The 17,210-nt window shown below is 70.0% G+C and carries 12 protein-coding genes; 8 read left to right on the forward strand and 4 right to left on the reverse strand.

Features of this window, described 5'->3' with window-relative positions; all coding sequences use genetic code 11:
• Positions 1–246 precede the first annotated feature (246 nt).
• From ACQP1O_RS06915 to xdhC, 3 genes are read left to right on the forward strand one after another with little or no spacing between them, the layout of a single operon-like run.
• Positions 247–1,698 (forward strand): xanthine dehydrogenase small subunit, encoded by a 1,452-nt coding sequence (locus tag ACQP1O_RS06915; RefSeq protein WP_433565036.1) that lies wholly within the window; start codon positions 247–249, stop codon positions 1,696–1,698.
• On the forward strand, positions 1,695–4,064 hold the full coding sequence (xdhB, locus tag ACQP1O_RS06920; RefSeq protein WP_433565037.1) for a xanthine dehydrogenase molybdopterin binding subunit: 2,370 nt from the start codon (positions 1,695–1,697) through the stop codon (positions 4,062–4,064). Before ACQP1O_RS06915 ends, xdhB begins: the two co-directional genes overlap by 4 nt.
• Before the next feature lies 1 nt (position 4,065).
• Entirely contained in the window at positions 4,066–4,884 is an 819-nt protein-coding gene (xdhC, locus tag ACQP1O_RS06925) for a xanthine dehydrogenase accessory protein XdhC (protein WP_433567601.1), read from the forward strand.
• 21 nt (positions 4,885–4,905) lie between these two features.
• Here xdhC and ACQP1O_RS06930 read toward each other — a convergent pair whose 3' ends face one another.
• The gene (locus ACQP1O_RS06930; protein WP_433565038.1) at positions 4,906–6,522 is read right to left on the reverse strand and encodes an FAD-binding protein; all 1,617 of its coding nucleotides are present in this window, start codon (positions 6,520–6,522) and stop codon (positions 4,906–4,908) included.
• 111 nt (positions 6,523–6,633) lie between these two features.
• Here ACQP1O_RS06930 and ligD point away from each other — a divergent pair, with 111 nt between their 5' ends.
• Positions 6,634–7,596: a non-homologous end-joining DNA ligase gene (gene ligD, locus ACQP1O_RS06935; RefSeq protein ID WP_433565039.1), complete on the forward strand. Its 963-nt coding sequence runs from the start codon at positions 6,634–6,636 to the stop codon at positions 7,594–7,596.
• Here ligD and ACQP1O_RS06940 read toward each other — a convergent pair.
• Both ACQP1O_RS06940 and ACQP1O_RS06945 read right to left on the reverse strand, forming a co-directional pair.
• A complete protein-coding gene (locus ACQP1O_RS06940) occupies positions 7,593–8,240 on the reverse strand; it encodes a response regulator (protein WP_379387733.1) in 648 nt (215 codons plus the stop codon). The two genes, ligD and ACQP1O_RS06940, sit on opposite strands and share 4 nt — an antisense overlap.
• Entirely contained in the window at positions 8,237–10,525 is a 2,289-nt protein-coding gene (locus ACQP1O_RS06945; RefSeq protein WP_433565040.1) for a hypothetical protein, read from the reverse strand. The genes ACQP1O_RS06940 and ACQP1O_RS06945 overlap by 4 nt, the downstream gene beginning before the upstream one ends.
• A 285-nt stretch (positions 10,526–10,810) precedes the next feature.
• Here ACQP1O_RS06945 and ACQP1O_RS06950 point away from each other — a divergent pair, with 285 nt between their 5' ends.
• Positions 10,811–12,259 carry a lipase maturation factor family protein gene (locus ACQP1O_RS06950; RefSeq protein WP_433565041.1) on the forward strand — a complete coding sequence of 483 codons (1,449 nt, stop codon included), beginning with the start codon at positions 10,811–10,813 and terminating at the stop codon, positions 12,257–12,259.
• 6 nt (positions 12,260–12,265) lie between these two features.
• A complete protein-coding gene (locus tag ACQP1O_RS06955; RefSeq protein ID WP_433565042.1) occupies positions 12,266–13,018 on the forward strand; it encodes a hypothetical protein in 753 nt (250 codons plus the stop codon).
• 50 nt (positions 13,019–13,068) lie between these two features.
• On the opposite strand, the gene ACQP1O_RS06960 is transcribed toward ACQP1O_RS06955, so the two are convergent.
• Positions 13,069–15,360: a phosphocholine-specific phospholipase C gene (locus ACQP1O_RS06960; protein WP_433565043.1), complete on the reverse strand. Its 2,292-nt coding sequence runs from the start codon at positions 15,358–15,360 to the stop codon at positions 13,069–13,071.
• 451 nt (positions 15,361–15,811) lie between these two features.
• On the opposite strand from ACQP1O_RS06960, the gene ACQP1O_RS06965 reads away from it, so the two are divergent.
• Both ACQP1O_RS06965 and ACQP1O_RS06970 read left to right on the forward strand, forming a co-directional pair.
• Positions 15,812–16,450: a hypothetical protein gene (locus tag ACQP1O_RS06965; protein ID WP_433565044.1), complete on the forward strand. Its 639-nt coding sequence runs from the start codon at positions 15,812–15,814 to the stop codon at positions 16,448–16,450.
• A gap of 96 nt (positions 16,451–16,546) precedes the next feature.
• Positions 16,547–17,050 carry a GtrA family protein gene (locus ACQP1O_RS06970; protein ID WP_433565045.1) on the forward strand — a complete coding sequence of 168 codons (504 nt, stop codon included), beginning with the start codon at positions 16,547–16,549 and terminating at the stop codon, positions 17,048–17,050.
• The last annotated feature ends 160 nt before the right edge of the window (positions 17,051–17,210 follow it).

The raw sequence follows: 17,210 nt of genomic DNA on the forward strand, positions 1-17,210 counted from the left end.
TCCCACGGTCCGCGGCCCTTCGTGTTGACCGAATATCGTGCCGCGACGTAGGTTCGGTGCCTCGTAACCCGTGGTCACAGGCAGGAGGCGACCGGATGTCCACCAATTCCGACCTGCGTCGTCTCGCCCACCGCACGGTGTGGGTGCCCGGCCGCGTGGCGCACGGCTGCTGAGGTCCGCTTTCTCGACGAGCGGAATTAATCCGCGAACACTGGATAGTGCACTCGATGTAGAAGGCAGCCTGCAATGGCAATTTTCATGACGGTCAACGGGAAGACCACGACGATTTCTCCCGCCGCACCGCATACCTCTCTGCTGGACTTTCTCCGGGAGCTCGGGCTCACGGGGTGCAAGGAGGGTTGCGCGGAAGGCGAATGCGGCGCGTGTTCGGTGCTGGTGGCCCGGCCGGGAGTGGCCGAGCCGACCGAATGGGTGGCGATCAATGCCTGCCTGGTGCCCGCCGTCGCGCTGGACGGGCAGGAGATCGTCACCGCCGAGGGCCTGGGCGGCCCCGCGCGGCTGCATCCGGTGCAGCGCGAGATGGCGGTGCGCGGCGGATCGCAATGTGGTTACTGCACTCCGGGATTCGTGTGCAGCATGGCCGCCGAGTACTACCGGCCGGATCGGCGGGCGCTCGACGAGATCGCACCCGACTGCACCCGTGCCGAGACCGGGCCCAATGGCTTCGATCTGCACGCGCTCAGTGGCAATCTGTGCCGGTGCACCGGCTACCGGCCCATCCGCGATGCCGCCTTCGCGGTCGGCGCGCCCGCGGCCGATGACGAACTGGCCCGGCGGCTCGCCTCCGACCCGCCGGAACCGGTGGCGACCGACTTCAGTTCCGGCGGGCAGCGTTTCGTCCGGCCCGCGACCCTCGCCGACGCGCTCCGGCTGCTGCGCGAGCACCAGGACGCCACGGTGGTGGCGGGCAGCACCGACCTGGGCGTCGAGGTGAACCTCCGCGATCGGCGGGCAGAGTACACGCTGGCCGTCGATCAGTTGCCCGAACTGCGTGAGCTGACCATCGGCGCGGACCGGATCGAGCTGGGCGCGGCGCTCACCCTCACCGAGATCGAACGCCGGCTGTCCGGACGGGTGCCACTGCTGTCGGAGTTGTTCCCGCAGTTCGCCTCCCGGCTCATCCGCAATGCGGCCACCCTGGGCGGCAACCTCGGCACCGGCTCGCCCATCGGCGACGCGCCGCCGGTGCTGCTGGCGCTGGCGGCGTCGGTCGTGCTGGCCGATGCAGACGGTGAGCGCGAGGTCGCGCTGGCCGACTACTTCACCGGCTACCGGTGCTCGGTGCGGCGGCCGGACGAGCTCATCAAGTCCGTCCGGATCCCGCTGCCGCTGGCGCCGGTGACCGCCTTCCACAAGATCGCCAAGCGCCGATTCGACGACATCTCCAGCGTCGCAGTGGCTTTCGCGCTCGACATCGAGGACGGTCTGGTACGCACCGCGCGCATCGGGCTGGGTGGTGTGGCCGCCACCCCGGTGCGGGCCTACGACACCGAGGCGGCCCTCGCGGGCCGGCCCTGGACCGAATCGACCGTGATCGAGGCCGCACAGGTGCTGCGGGACGAGGGCACGCCGCTCGACGATCACCGCGCCAGCGCGCGGTATCGCAGCGCCATGCTCGGGGAGAGCCTGCGCAAACTGTTCGCCGACACCACCGAACCCGCGGGGGCGCTGTCATGAGCCACCTGTCGCAACGACCCGAGAACCCCGTGGTGGGTGTGGCGCTGCCGCACGAGAGCGCCGCCCAGCACGTCACCGGGGCCGCGCTCTACACCGACGACCTGGTGTACCGCACCAAGGATGTGTTGCATGCGTATCCGGTGCAGGTGTCGCACGCGCACGCGCGTATCACCGCCCTGCACACCGCGCCCGCGCTGCGAGTGCCCGGCGTGGTGCGGGTGCTCACCGCCGCGGACGTGCCCGGCATCAACGATGCCGGCGTCAAGCACGACGAGCCGCTGTTCCCCGACGAGGTCTGCTTCCACGGCCACGCCGTCTGCTGGGTGCTGGCCGAGACCCTGGAGGCCGCGCGGCTGGGCGCGGCGGCGGTCGAGGTGGAGGTGGAGCCGCTGCCCTCGCTGATCACGATCGAGGAAGCCGTGGCGGCCGGCAGCTTCCAGGGCGCGCATCCCCAGGTGCGGCGCGGCGACCTGGAAACCGGGTTCGCGGCCTCGGCGCACGTGTTCACCGGTGAAATCCACTTCTCCGATCAAGAACACTTCTACCTCGAAACCCATGCCGCCCTGGCGCATGTCGACGAGGGCGGACAGGTGTTCGTGCAGTCCAGCACCCAGCATCCGTCGGAGACCCAGGAGATCGTGGCCCACGTACTCGGGCTGCACAATCACGAGGTCACCGTGCAATGCCTGCGCATGGGCGGCGGATTCGGCGGCAAGGAGATGCAGCCGCACGGCTTCGCGGCCATCGCGGCGCTCGGCGCGACCCTCACCGGGCGTCCGGTCCGGTTGCGGCTCAACCGGACCCAGGACCTGACCATGTCCGGCAAGCGGCACGGATTCCACGCGCAGTGGCGGGTCGGATTCGACGCCGACGGGCACATTCAGGCCCTGGACACCACCCTGACCTCGGACGGCGGCTGGAGCCTGGACCTCTCGGAGCCGGTGCTCGCCCGCGCGCTCTGCCACATCGACAACCTCTACTGGATTCCCAACGCGCGCTTCAACGGTCGCATCGCCAAGACCAACAAGCCCTCCAATACCGCCTTCCGGGGCTTCGGCGGTCCGCAGGGCATGCTCGTCCTGGAGGACCTACTGGGCCGGTGCGCGCCGCTGCTCGGCCTGGACCCGATGGAGCTGCGCCGCCGGAACTTCTACCGCGCCGGGCAATCCACGCCCTACGGGCAGCTGGTGCGCCACCCCGAGCGCATCACCGCCACCTGGGACCAGGTGCTCGAACGCGGTGAGATCGCCACGCGCACACGGGAGATCGCGGCCTTCAACGCGACGCATCCGCACGTGAAGCGCGGGCTGGCCGTCACCGGCGTCAAGTTCGGCATCTCGTTCAATATGACGTCCTTCAACCAGGCCGGGGCGCTGGTGCTGATCTACAAGGACGGGTCGGTGCTGATCAATCACGGCGGCACCGAGATGGGGCAGGGCTTGCACACCAAGATGCTGCAGGTGGCGGCCACCACGCTGGGCATCCCACTGGACAGGGTGCGGCTCGCGCCGACGCGAACGGACAAGGTGCCCAACACCTCCGCGACCGCGGCGAGTTCGGGGGCCGACCTGAACGGCGCGGCCATCAAGAACGCCTGCGAGCAGTTGCGCGATCGCCTGCTGCAGGTGGCGGCGGCCCGGCTGGGGGTCAATGCCTCCGATGTCCGCATCGCCGACGGTGTCGCCCGCGCCCTGGGCCCCGGGGACGCGGTCGTCGAATGGAACGACCTGTGCCGGACGGCCTATCTGCAGCGAGTTCAGTTGTCGGCGGCCGGTTTCTACCGCACCGAGGGCCTGCACTGGGACGCGAAGACCATGCACGGCTCGCCGTTCAAGTACTTCGCCTACGGCGCGGCCGCCGCCGAGGTGGAGGTGGACGGCTTCACCGGCGCGTACCACATCCGCCGCGTCGACATCGTCCACGATGTCGGCGACAGCCTGTCCCCGCTCATCGACATCGGCCAGATCGAGGGCGGTTTCGTCCAGGGTGCGGGCTGGCTGACGCTGGAGGACATCCGCTGGGACACCGGTGACGGACCCGGCCGCGGGCGGCTGCTCACCCAGGCGGCGAGCACCTACAAGCTGCCCAGCTTCTCGGAGATGCCCGAGGTCTTCAATGTCACCCTGCTGCAGCACGCGCACGAGGAGGGCGTGGTGTACGGGTCCAAGGCGGTGGGGGAGCCGCCGCTCATGCTGGCGTTCTCGGTGCGCGAGGCGCTGCGCCAGGCTGCCGCGGCCTTCGGACCGGACGGGGTGAGCGTCGAGCTGGGCGCGCCCGCCACGCCGGAGGCGGTGTACTGGGCCCTCGACGCGGCCCGGCACGCCCGCGAATTCGCCACCGAGGAAAGCGTTTCCGCCCGTGCGTGACATGACCTGGGTGACCGCGGTCGCGCGACTGCGCGACCGGCGGGAACCCGGCGTCCTGGTGACGGTGGCGTCCGTGCGCGGCCACGCACCGCGGCGGGCGGGCGCGAAAATGGTGGTGGGACAGTCCGATATCTGGGGTTCGATCGGCGGTGGCAATGTCGAGGCCGTCGCGGTCGAGCGCGCCCGCGAGCTGATCGCGAAACCGCACGCCGAACCCGAGCTGATGGAATTCGCCCTCAACGACAAGGTTGTCGGTCAGCACGGCGTCCAATGTTGCGGCGGCACGGTGACCGTGTTGCTCGAGCCGCTGCCGGTGCGCCCGGCCGTGGCCATCTTCGGGGTCGGTCATGTCGGGCTGGAACTGGCCCGCATCCTGGCCCGTCAGGATGTCGACCTGCACCTGATCGACTCCCGGCCCGAGGTGCTCTCCGGGGAACGGCTCGCGCCGCTGGACGACGCCATCGCGCGCGTCCAGACGCACCACACGCCGCTGCTGCCGGAGCAGGTCCTCGACCGGCTGCCGCCCGGCACCCACATCCTGATCATGACCCACGATCACGCCGAGGACGCCGCCCTCTGCGACGCCGCCCTGCGCGCCGACGACCTCGGCACCATCGGCCTGATCGGATCCCCGGCCAAGTGGGCGCGGTTCCGGAAGCGGCTCACCACCGAGGGCGGCCATTCGCCGGAAGCCCTGGGCCGCATCAAGACTCCCATCGGGCTGGCCGATATCACCGGGAAGGAACCGGCCGTGATCGCGGTGAGCGTCGCGGCGGATCTGTTGCACACCTTCGAACTCGGAGCGCGCACCACCGACTGAAGCCGCCCCCGGCCGCCGGGGTCAGTGCGTGGCCGCCGGCTCCACGCTGTGGGTACCGGCGCGACGCCCCGAGAAGACGCAGTCGGCCAGGGACAGGCCGCTCACGTACGAGTTCGAGCACACCCCGACCGCGGCCCGGCCCGCCGCGAACAGACCCGGGATGGCCGCGCCGGATTCGGTGCGGACCGCGCCGGTCTCCTCGTCCACCAGCAGCCCGCCCAGGGTGAGCATGGGCATCGGGTAGGTCAGCCGGGACTTGAACGAGATGTCCAGCAGCGCAAAGGGTCCCGTGTGCAACGGGCGGCGGATGTCGTCGGGCTTGCCCATGGGGTCGGGCAGCTGCTGCTCGATGGCGCGATTGTGCGCGTCCACGGTCTTGCGCAGGGCCGCCGGGTCGATACCGGCCCGGGCCGCGACCTCCTCGACGGTCCGGCCGGTCACGCTGCCGAACCGCAGCAGCAGCTCGGCCTGCATGCGCTGGAACCACACCGACTGCTCACCGATCTGGCGGCGCGCCTCGGCGGCCAGCCGCGCATCGACCAGCAGCCAGGCCCGATGCCCCGGACCGGCGGCGATGGCCGCGCCCAGGGCCGCGCCGTAGCGGGACTCGTCGATCATGCGCTGCCCGTTGGCATCCACGGCGATCGAGCCGAAGTAGGCGCTCGGCGGGGCGATGAAACGCCAGGTGGAAAGTGCGTCCATACGACCGGTGGCCGCGCCCGCCGCCTGGGCCATGGCGATGCCGCTGCCGTCGTCACCGGCGGTGCCCAGCGGCAGCCCCTCGGCCCACGGATAGTCGGGTGCGTGCTCGGCGACCATCGCGCCATTGGCGATGAAGCCACCGGTGGTGAGGATGACCCCCGACCGCGCCTGGATGCGCACCGGCGTCCCGTAGCGCCGCTCGATGCGGGCCAGCAGGGCCTGCACCGCCTTGCGCAGACCCTGGTGATACACACCGGGTTTCGCCGATATCCGGGCCAGCGCGGCGAACCTGCGCTGCACCGCCGCGGGCGCGCCGCTGATCGTGGTCGCCTCGATGCCGACGACCCGGCCGTCCTCGACCACGAGTCGCGTTGCCCGGGTACCGGTTTGAACGCGCACTCCGTGCTTCGCCGCCGACTCGGCGAGCGGACCGAACAGCTTCGTGCCGGACACCCCGCGTCCGTGCGCCCGATGCCCGCGCTGCCGCGGCCGCGCCAATTCCCGGAAGCCGCCGGAGTTTTCGCTGCCCGAGTAGTACAGGTAGTAGTCGTCGGTGGGGTACGAGGTCTTGAAAGGGCACAGCGACGGCTGGAACGGCACCCCGTGCCCGGTCAGCCAATCGATCAGTGCGGGCGACTCCTCGCAGAACTTGCGCAGTGTCCGCTCGCTCACGGTGTCGCCGACCTCGGCGCGCAGATACGCGAGCATGTTCTCCACGTCGTCCTCGACCCCGGCCGCGCGCTGCACCCAGGTGCCACCGCCCGCGTACACGATTCCGCCGGACAGCGCGGTCGCCCCGCCGCCCAGGTAGCGGTCCAGGGCGAGCACGTCGGCGCCCGACTCCCGCGCGGCCAGCGCCGCCGCGACACCCGCGCCGCCGTATCCGACCACCACCACATCGGCCGAAGAGTCCCAGGTCCGCACCGTTGCGTCCACCTTCCCGAGTGAAGAGATCCCAGCGAGGTGAACTATAACGTGTTCTAGTTCGGTGTGTGGTTCGCGGCGAGCCGGTCGCGGATGACCCGACGGCCGGTTACCGTCGGACGGGTGGCCAGCAAGTCAGCCGCACCGGCGATCGAGGTGCCGGTCGGCGAACACACGGTGCGCGTGTCCAATCCTGATCGGGTGTACTTCCCGGAGACCGGGGCGACCAAGCTCGACCTGGTGCAGTACTACCTGAGCGTCGGCGACGGGATCGTCAACGCGCTGCGGGACCGGCCGTGCATGCTGCACCGCTTCCCGAAGGGCCTGCCCGGCGGCAAGGTCCACCAGAAACGCCTGCCCGGCGGTGCGCCGGACTGGATTCCGACTGTCCAGCTGTACTTCCCGCGCTACGGCCGCACCGCCGACGAACTCTGTGTCGAGAAGCTCGCCGACGTGATCTGGGCGGTGCAGATGTCGACGGTCGAGTTCCACCCCTGGAACTCGCGCCGCTTCGATACCGAGCAGCCCGACGAATGGCGCATCGACCTCGACCCCATGCCGGACTGCCCGTGGTCGCGAGTGCAGCAGGTGGCCGGGGTCGTGCACGAGGTGCTCGACGAGCTGGGTGCGGTCGGCTGGCCGAAAACCTCCGGCGGCAGAGGATTACACGTCTACGTCCGCATCGCGCCCCGCTTCGGATTCCAGGAGGTGCGCCGGGCCGCGCTGGCCTTCGCCCGCGAGGTGGAGCGGCGCGCGCCCGCGGACGTCACCACCGCCTGGTGGCGCAAGGATCGCGATCCGGCGCAGCTGTTCGTGGACTACAACCAGAACGCGCGCGACCACACCATCGCCGCGGCGTACTCGGTGCGCGGCGTGCCCGAGGCGACGGTGTCGACTCCGGTGCGCTGGAACGAGATTCCCGAGGTGCACCCCGGCGACTTCACCATGAAGACCGTGCCCGCGCGCTACGCCGAACTCGGCGATCTGCACGCGGGCATCGACGAGGCGGTGTTCGACATCGAACCGCTGCTGGAGTGGGCCGACCGCGACAAGATAGACGTCGACCTCGACGAGGACGGCGACTAGAGCTCGTCGGTGGTGATCAGGCCGTCGCGGATGGCGCGCGCCACCAGGGCCGCCTTGGTCGGGGCCGAGCGTCCGACCGCCGCGTACTTGGCGCGGATGCGTTCCAGGTACGTGTTGACCGTGCCGACGGTGATGTAGAGCTGCTGGGCGACAAGGGCTTTGGACTCGGTCTGGAACCAGGCCAGCAGCACCTCACGTTCCCGGCCCGACAGTCGCGGCCGGTCGTCGCCGTCGGCGCTCATGGCCCGGGCCATGGTCGGGCTCAGGTACGGCCGCACCTCGGCGGCGGCGTGCAGGGCGGCGATGAGATGTTCGCGCCCTTCGGTTTTCGACAGATAGGTGACCGCGCCCAGGTCCAGGCAGTCCCGGACCAGGTGGGGTTCGGTGTACTGGGAATAGACCACCACCCGGTGCCCGCGCGCGCAGATCGTGCCCAGCGCGCTCAGATCCGGTGCGCGCTGGTCGAATTGGAGATCCAGCACGATGGCGTCCAGGTCGCCGCGGTCCGGTCCGCCCGCGGCCAGGAAGGCCGCCGGATCCGGATGGTCGGCCGCCACCTCGATGCGCGGCTCGGCCGCGGCGCACCAGCCGCGCACGCCGTCGCGGATCAGCGGATGGTCGTCGACTATGGCGATACGGATCATCGGGCCCCCTCGACCTGGAAACGGTGATGCAGTCGGGCCCACAGTAATTCGCCCGCGGTGACCACCTCGGTGTGCACCGCCCCGGCGGCGGCGAGGGCGGTGCCGGACAGCGTGGAGAGGCGGTCCAGCGTGTCGGCCGGGCAGTCGCCCAGCGCGCTGACGGTACAGCCCGCGGCGTCCGCGGTCACCACCACCCGGGCACGGGAACGGCTGGCGTCCAGCATGATCCGGGTCGCGGCTACCAGATGGCCCCGGACGGCGTCGGGCAGGTCGCGGCCGGCGGGCCCGATGCCGCGACCGACATCGACCTCCGCCTCGACGGTCACCGCCACCCCGCGCCGTTCGGCGGCGTCGATACCGGTGCGCAGGTCGGACAGCAGCGGGTGGCCGAGACCGTCCTGCTGGGTGAACAGGCGGCGCAGGCGTGCGTACTCGGTGCGGGCGGCGGCCTGGACGGCCGGGTCCCCGGGATCCCGGGTGCCGTCGGCGAGACCCGCGAGCAGCGGGGTGAATTCGGTCAGCAGTTCGCGATAGCGGCGCAGGCACTCCTGCTCGGTCATGCGGCCGACGGCGTCGGCGGTGCGGTGCCGCAGGCGTTCCCGATGCAGGGCGGTGGCCTGCCGCGTGGCCCGATCGAGGGTGGCCGCGAACCAGGCGGTCAGCATCTGCAGGAAGAAGATGGCCGCGGTGTGATACCCCAGCACCGTGAGGGTCTCGACGCTCGGCGCGCGGGCCGGCACCAGTGCGCACACCAGGACCCACCAGACGCTCAGCGCGGACAGCGACAGCCGCGGCGGCAGCCGGAAGCCCAGCGCGACCACGGTCCAGCCGGACGCGCCGATCGACCAGTTCGCGCCCGCCAGTACGGCATCCGGCGGCAGCAGGGCGATGAGCACCAGCGAGGCGGCGATCGCCACGCCCATGAGCACCAGCGTCACCGATTCGCGGCGGCGCGGCGTCAGCGCCGCCAGGGCACAGGCCACGTTCACCGCGACCAGCAGCGCGTTCACCGCCGCCGGGGGCGTCGCCGCGGCGGCGGTGAGGGTCGACTGCAACAGGGTGTCGGCGATCGCGATGCCCACCATGCCGTACCCGAAACTGCGCCCGAGCCGGTCGATTCCGGAGACGGCCGCCGGTGCGCCGAACGAATGATCCTCGGCGGCAACCGGTGCGGCGACCGGCCAGCGCAGCCGGACCTCGGTGCCGTGCCCGGGGATGCCGGTTACCTCGGCGTCGCCGCCCACGGCCCGCAGGCGCTCGACGATCGAATGCCGGATGCCGTACCGGTCCTCGCCGGGCGTGCCGTCGAATCCGATGCCGTCGTCCGCGATCAGCAGAGTCCCGGGTCCGGCGCTGATCACCACGTTCGAGGCCTGGGCGTGCCGGTCGACATTGGTGAGCGCCTCCCGCGCGGCCGCGGTCACCGTCCATGCCAGCGCCCGGCGGATCGGCAGCGGACCCGGTGTGCGCAGAGTGACCTGGGCCGAGCATTCGATGCTCAACTCGCGCAACAATTCCGAGAGGTCGGCCGACGAATCATCGCCCGGCAGAGGGATTCCCGACTCCAGCACGGTGAGGTCGCGCGCGGCCTGGCGGGCGATGCGCTCGCGATCGGCGGCCGCGCCCTGACCCACCATCAGCAGGGTGGCCGCGGCGGTGTCGTGCATGACCGCCCACTGCTCGTGCTCGTAGCGCCGGCGGGCCGCGGCGACCTCACCGGCGATGCGGGAGTCGGCGGCCGCGGTCACGGTCTGGTCGTGCACGATGGCCGCGCGCAGCACCACCCGGCGCACCCCCACCGCCAGCAGCCACTCCACCAGCAGGTAGGCGACCGCCAGATCGGACAGGAAGCCCCACGGCGTCAGACCGGGCGTACCGCGGTTGGCCCAGTAGAGCGCGGCGAGGACCAGCACGGTCACCGCCGCCGATATCCGCACCCGCTCAGCGATACCCACCGAGATCACCGTTGCCGCCACGACCTTCACATCGATGAGGTCTCCGGTACCGACGCCGGACGCGGCCACACTGACCGTGCCCAACAGGTAGATCGCCACCACCGCGACATCGGCCGCGGTCCACCACGGCCCCAGGCGCCGCCCCCACAGCCGTCCCGCCGACCACATCGCCAGCAGCACGGTGACCGTCCGCCCCGTGCCCGGATCGACGGCCCCGCCGGCCAGGTACACCACGGTGAGCAGCAGGCAGGCGGCGTGCCGGAACCGAATGGCCAGCCACGTCGCCTCCTGTGCGACCGCGGCATGGGTCGGGTCGGCTTCACGCAGCACCCGGTCACGGTACCGAACCGGATTCGAGCCAGCATGGCATCCCGGCGGACGCCGCGGTGTCCGTCGAACATCCGACAGACAGACCCGTCGGGCTACGGAAGAGTGAACTGTGCAGTGGGGTGTGCGGGTCCGGCCCGCGCAGCGGCTGCGCCCGCGGCCGTTGGCGGGCGGGGAGTCAACGGCCGCCCGGGTCAGCGGACCCGGGCCGGTGCGCGCGGGGTGAGTACGCTTCCAAGTGGACGGACTTAGTGCCCGAGGTGACACGGCCGGCGCAGGAGGCGCGGGATGGAGTGGTTCATCGCACCGGAATACTGGTTCGCGCGGCAGGTGATCGAGCGCGGGATCGCGGCCATCTATCTGATCGCGTTCGTGGCGGCGGCCCGGCAGTTCCGGGCGCTGACCGGGGAACACGGCATGCTGCCGGTACCGCGTTTCGTGGCGCGGCGGCCGTTCCGGGTGGCGCCGAGCGTCTTTCAGTTGCACTACACCGACCGGTTCTTCGCGACGGTGGCCTGGGGCGGGGCGGCGGTGTCGGCCGCCCTGGTGGCCGGGGTCGCGGATCTGCTGCCGCTGTGGGCGGCCGTGGTGGTGTGGCTGCTGGTGTGGGTGCTGTACCTGTCGATCGTCAATGTGGGGCAGGTCTGGTATTCGTTCGGGTGGGAGTCGCTGCTGCTGGAGGCCGGTTTCCTGGTCGCGTTCCTCGGCAACGACCGGGTGGCCCCGCCGGTGCTGGTGGTGTGGCTGGCCCGGTGGCTGGTGTTCCGGGTGGAGTTCGGGGCGGGACTGATCAAACTGCGCGGTGATAGTTGCTGGCGGGATCTGACCTGCCTCTACTACCACCACGAGACCCAGCCCATGCCCGGTCCGCTGAGCTGGTTCTTCCACCAGCTGCCGCGGCCGCTGCACCGGATCGAGGCGGGGGCCAATCACGTGGCGCAATTGGTGGTGCCCTTCGGGCTCTTCGCGCCACAGCCGGTCGCGAGCGTGGCCGCCGGGATCATCATCGTCACGCAGCTGTGGCTGGTGCTGTCGGGCAACTTCGCCTTCCTCAACTGGCTGGTCATCGTGCTCGCCTGGTCCGCCGTCTCCGATTCCGCTGCGGCAAAGGTGTTTCCGATACCCGCGGCACCGGCACTGCCTGACTCGCCGCTCTGGTTCACGGTGCCGGTGTTCGTCTTCGCGGCCTGCACCGTGGTGCTCAGCTACCTGCCGGTTCGCAATATGCTGTCGAGCCATCAGCGAATGAATCAGTCCTACAATCCTTTCCATCTGATCAATACGTTCGGCGCGTTCGGCGTCGTCGACCGCATCCGCTACGAGGTGGTCGTCGAGGGCACCGACGAAGCCTCGCTCACCGCCCACACCCACTGGCGCGAATACGAGTTCAAGGGCAAGCCCGGCGACCCCCGTAGGTTGCCCCGCCAGTGGGCTCCGTACCACCTGCGCCTGGACTGGCTCATGTGGTTCGCGGCCCACTCGTCCAGCTATGCCCGGCCGTGGTTCGACGGCCTCCTCCAGCGCCTGCTGCGCAACGACCCCGCTACCCTGTGCCTGCTGCGCCGCAATCCCTTCCCGGACGTCCCGCCCCGCTACATCCGCGCCCGGCTCTACGAGTACCGCTTCACCAGTCCCCGTGAACTGCTGGAGACCCGCGCCTGGTGGGTTCGCACCCTGGTCGGCGAATACGCGCCGCCGATGTTCTCACCGCGCATCTCGCGCGTGACCCGGACATAATGCGGCATGGGTTTCTTCAGGCCGCGCTGCCCGGTGGGGGAGGTGGAACGGCTCTGGGTCGAGGAGATGCTGTCCTGGTGCGCCACCCAATTCGGCACCAGGACGCTGCGCACCCCCGTCATCCTCCCGACCTCCGACTACTTCCCGGACACCTACCCGGGCGCCGAACCGCAGGCGCTCGCGGTCGTGGAGCGGGTGGTCCGGTACATGGGAGTCGGGCGAAATCGCATTGTCGTGGAACTCGATTCGGCCGGTGCGGCGCCGCCCGACCAGCTCATGCAGCTGGAGGGCGCGGCTCGCGGAGAGGCCGGGCACTACCGGCTGGAGCACGGACAGGCGGTAGTGACGCTCGAACTGGCGCGCCTGCGCTCACCGATCACCCTGGTGGCGACCGTCGCCCACGAGCTCGCCCACGAGCGGCTGCTCGGTGAGCAGCGAATCGCCCCGGACCGGCACGACGGCGAACAACTCACCGATCTGGCCACGGTCTACCTCGGCCTCGGCGTCTTCAATGCCAATGCGGCGTTCCAATTCTCGCAGAACAGCCGCGGCTGGCGCTCCCAGCGCCTGGGCTACCTCTCCCAGCCCATGTACGGCTACGCCCTGGCCTGCTGGACGGTCATGCGCGGCGACCCCCGCCCCGCCTGGGCGGCCCACCTCGACACCAACCCCCGCGTCTACATGAAGCAGTCCCTCAAATACCTGCGAGCCAATCCCGACGCCCTCCCCGGCTGGCGCGCCGCGTCGTTCGAATCCTGAGGCCGGCCTTCGGATCCGGAAGTCCGGATCCGAAGGCCGTGCGGCCGCGACTACGCGGTGCCGCTCGCGCTGCCGTTCTCCAGGTGACCGGCGAAGTGCCTGCGCCAGTTGGGGTTTCCGGAGAGGCTGAGCGTCAGGTCGTACCAGCCCTGGTCGAGCGGGGCGGTGATGTCGCGTTTGGATCCGGCGTCGATCGTGGTCGAGGAACCACCGCCCACCTGGACCGTCAGTGCCGAACTGCCGGAATTGCTCACGGTGACAATGAAAGCGGGCTGATCGGCGGTGCCGCCGACGGCGGCGGTGGCGGTGAGGACCGCGGTGTCGGCGGTGCCCGCGGCCTCGACGAGGAACCCGTTGGGGGCGTGGATCGCGAAGTCGTAGGAGCCGCCGAGCTGGAATCGCTCCTGGGCGGTGCCGCCCGGGGCCACCACGGTCTGGCGGATCGAATTGTCGTGGTAGGCAAAGGTTTGGAACGGCATGGCCACCGTGCCCTGGTTGCCGTATCGGGCTGTCGCGGCGTTGCCGGCGACCTCCACCCAGGCGACCGGCTGATAGGGCAGCGGCCGGGCCTTGGCGCGGCCCGCGTCCTGGACCGGCATCTGCTGTCCGGCGGGGGAGGGCGGGGTCGGCTTGGGCAGGTTCTTCTGACCGGCCGCGCGGGCGCGCTCGGCATTGGCGTCGGGCAGGGTGGGAATGCTGGTGTCGCGCTTGCCGAAATCGAAGCAGCTGGTGAGGTCGCCGCACACCGCGCGCCGCCAGGCCGAGATATTGGGTTCGGCGACGCCGGTCCACTGCTCCAGGAAGCGCAGCACCGAGGTGTGGTCGAACACCTGGGAATTCACGTAGCCGCCGCGGCTCCACGGTGAGATGACCAGCATCGGCACCCGTGGTCCCAGGCCGATCGGCGACTGCCCGCCCAGCAGCGCCCCGGCCCGGCTGATCAGGGTGTCCATGGTCGCCGAGCCCGAGGCCAGCCCGAGCGTCGCCGAGCCGGAATTCAGGTCGGTGCCGGTGATCTCCAGCGACGGCAGGATCTCGTCGGGGGTGCCGGGCGGCGCGGTCGGCGGCACCACGTGGTCGAAGAAGCCGTCGTTCTCGTCGTAGTTGACGAGCAGGACCGTCGACTCCCACAGCTTCGGGTTGTCCCACAGGGCCCGCAGGACGCGCTGGATGTAGGCGGCGCCGTCGGCGGGACGGTAGGCGGGGTGCTCGGAGTAGCCGGCGGGTGCGACCACCCAGGACACCTGCGGCAGGGTGCCGGCGGCGCAATCGGAAATGAACTGCTGCAGCACGTAGTCGACATTGGTGCCGTCGGTGCCGGCCGGCGCGGGCGTCATGCCGGTGGTGGTCACCTTGGCGCGGTCGGCCAGCTGGCGGACTGCGGGATCGGACGAGGCCGCCGCGTCGTGATAGGCGCGGAACAGCCACAGCGGGTTGTCGCCGAAGTCGGCGAGGAAGTCGCCACCGCTGTGCGAGTCGGCGTACACCTGCCACGAGATCCCGGCCTGCTGCAGGCGTTCCGGATAGGTGGTCCAGCTGTAGACGGGCCGATAGTCCGGGGGATTGGACACGGCCGGGCCGCCCGCCCGCCCGGCGGCGTCGATGGTGCCGGTCCAGTGGAACAGTCGGTTCGGTGTGGTGGGTCCCTGGATCGAACAGAAGTAGTGATCGCAGATGGTGAACGCGGAGGCCAGTGCGCGATGGAACGGAATATCGGCCTCGGTGAAATAGCCCATGGTCATCTTGGACTTGGCCGCGATCCAGGAGTGGTAGGCGCCGTCGGCCCACGCCATGTGCGTGGTGTTCCAGTCGTGCGCCAGATCGCCGAGATCCTGTCCGTCCACCCGGCTGGTGTCGACGTGCCAGGGCAGCAGGAATCCGGTGCTGCTGAACGCATCCGGCTGATGGAACGCGTCCCGGTTGTCGCCGCCCGCCGACCCACTGCTGCTCCCGGTGCCCGATCCGCTGGCCGACCCGCTCGCCGATCCGCTGGCGCTCCCGGTGCCCGCCGACCCGCTGCCCAGATCGGTCCCGGGCCCGCCGGCGAGGGCGGTGTCCATCGCCGCCTGCAGGATCGGGTCGTAGCCGCCGGCGGGCAGCCGCAGGGCGCGCTTGTCACCGAAACCCCGCACGCCGCTCATGGTTCCGAAGTAGTGATCGAAGGATCGGTTCTCCTGCATGAGGATCACCACGTGCTGGACCTGATCCAGGGAGCCAGAGCGCCCCGGTTCGGCCAGTGCCTCCGCCATGCCCTCCGGCAGCCCGGCCACCCCCGCCGCGCCCGCGGCCAGCATCGACCCCAGCACCGTCCGCCGATTCGCGGTACCGAACCCACGACCCATCGAGAATCTCCATTCAGCCTGTCTGTCAGCACTTCCGGCCCACACCCCGCCGAGTGTCGCGTACGGCACAGCGGCGCGGCAGACGCTACCGGCTCAATTCCCACTTCGCATCGTTGGCAATTGGTGTCCGACGGACATCAATTGCGGGGCCGATAGACAACGAACGCTTTCGAATCCACTCGAAATTCTGGTTACTGTTCTACCGTGTTGTGCTCCAGCGTCTTCGAGCGGTGTCGGTGCGAAAACTGCTGGAACATATCGGAGTAGAGCCGAGGCGCTGCCGTCCGTGCGTTGATACGCCGCGACCTGGTTCGGGGCGGCGTCGACGATCGGCGCCGGCCGGATTCCGGGGCAACGGCAGCCGGCGCGCGCAGGCATCGGCGACAGTGGTGAAGTAGCGCAACTGCCGGGTATGCACCTCTATGGCCTGGATTCCAGAGGGTAATCCACCGTGCTCGATCGACAAGTTGTGCTTGTGAATCGGTCCGAAATTCGGATTTATTTTCGGAATGATTGCGCGATAGGATTTTTCAGCGCTGGTTCTAGCGAGAATCGAAGGAATATGCGCAAGAATCCGAGGCATATCACCGCTGCCGATCCGGCGCCGATCGGGGCGAGCATGACATGGACGGGCGACATCGGGGCGCTGATCACACGTGGTGTGATCCTGTTCCCGCACGAACCGCGATTCATGTTCGGTCCCGGTATCTTTCGCGAGACGGACGCGGCGGCCCTGGCTCGGACGACCGGGTGTCCGGTTCTCGCACGGCGTCGCCGGCGCGGGCCGGCGGCGGAGCGTGACCGGACGGCTCAGCTGACAGTTTCATACCGGGAACTGCTGACCATCGGCATCCAGACGAAGCGGATTCTGGTGGCGGGCCGGGCTACCCACGCGGGCCTCGTGATGGCACTGCTCGCGAACCTGCGGGAGGGCGGTCTCAGCCCGCCCGGGGCGACCGTGCTTCTCGCGCCGGAGCAGCCCAGCTCACCCGACGCCGCCCTCGAACACTTCCGCAGCGTGTCCGAGGCGGCAGCATTCATTCGCACCTACCTGCATTCCCTCGGAAGCAGGGAACAGGAATCGAGTTGACGACCACGTCGGCACCTCGGCGGCTCATGGATATCGACCGGCCGGAGTTGGTCCGGTGATCACCTGACGGTCATGCTGCAATGCCACCGTGGTCGGATGCGGATGGAGACGGAGGCGCGACCGGCCCGGGCGGTTCGCTGGTTCCACCTGGTGTGCGACCGGCTGGTTGCGTGGCTGCCCTTCGGGCTGGGGCGGCTGGTAGCGCCGACCTTCGCGGGCTATCTTCTGGTGAGCGGATGCACCTTCGCCGTGGATCTGGTGGTTCTCACCGCCTTGCACGGGGCGCTCGGGCTGGCGCTGCCGATCGCGGTGACCGTGGCCTATTGCGCCGCATTCGGATTGAGCTACCTGCTCAACCGCACGCTCAACTTCGAGTCGCACGCGGCAGTAGGCCCGCAGGTCGCGGTCTACGTCGTTGTGGTCGCGATCAATTACCTGGTGTTCATCCTCGGCGTGACCAGCGGCGTGGCAGCGCTCGGCCTCGACTACCGCGTGGCCCGGATACTCGGCGGACTCGGCGAGGGCATCTTCATGTACGCGGCGATGCGCTGGATCGTCTTTCGGACCTGGACTCTGCCCGGTCGGCGTCCGGGCAGGTAGCGCACCGCCACCACCGGTCACCGCTCGCGTGAGCAGGTGCCAATTGCACTCTGGCTTGATCATTTCGTACCGGGCCGGTGTCGGGAGCGTGACCAGCGATAACGAGTCGGTGTGCTGGACGGGGGTGGAGTGGACGGGCATGTAGGTATGGCTTACCTTG

Origin of the sequence: Nocardia sp. CA-151230 (genome assembly GCF_050942175.1) — a bacterium.
Lineage (GTDB): Bacteria > Actinomycetota > Actinomycetes > Mycobacteriales > Mycobacteriaceae > Nocardia.

Bases quoted from the DNA above. Each gene is read 5' to 3' on its own strand.
- ACQP1O_RS06940 (WP_379387733.1), bottom strand. From the start codon at position 8,240: ATGATCCGTATCGCCATAGTCGACGACCATCCGCTGATCCGCGACGGC.
- xdhB (WP_433565037.1), top strand. From the start codon at position 1,695: ATGAGCCACCTGTCGCAACGACCCGAGAACCCCGTGGTGGGTGTGGCG.
- xdhC (WP_433567601.1), top strand. From the start codon at position 4,066: ATGACCTGGGTGACCGCGGTCGCGCGACTGCGCGACCGGCGGGAACCC.
- ACQP1O_RS06915 (WP_433565036.1), top strand. From the start codon at position 247: ATGGCAATTTTCATGACGGTCAACGGGAAGACCACGACGATTTCTCCC.
- ACQP1O_RS06955 (WP_433565042.1), top strand. From the start codon at position 12,266: ATGGGTTTCTTCAGGCCGCGCTGCCCGGTGGGGGAGGTGGAACGGCTC.
- ACQP1O_RS06960 (WP_433565043.1), bottom strand. From the start codon at position 15,360: ATGGGTCGTGGGTTCGGTACCGCGAATCGGCGGACGGTGCTGGGGTCG.
- ACQP1O_RS06950 (WP_433565041.1), top strand. From the start codon at position 10,811: ATGGAGTGGTTCATCGCACCGGAATACTGGTTCGCGCGGCAGGTGATC.
- ACQP1O_RS06970 (WP_433565045.1), top strand. From the start codon at position 16,547: ATGCGGATGGAGACGGAGGCGCGACCGGCCCGGGCGGTTCGCTGGTTC.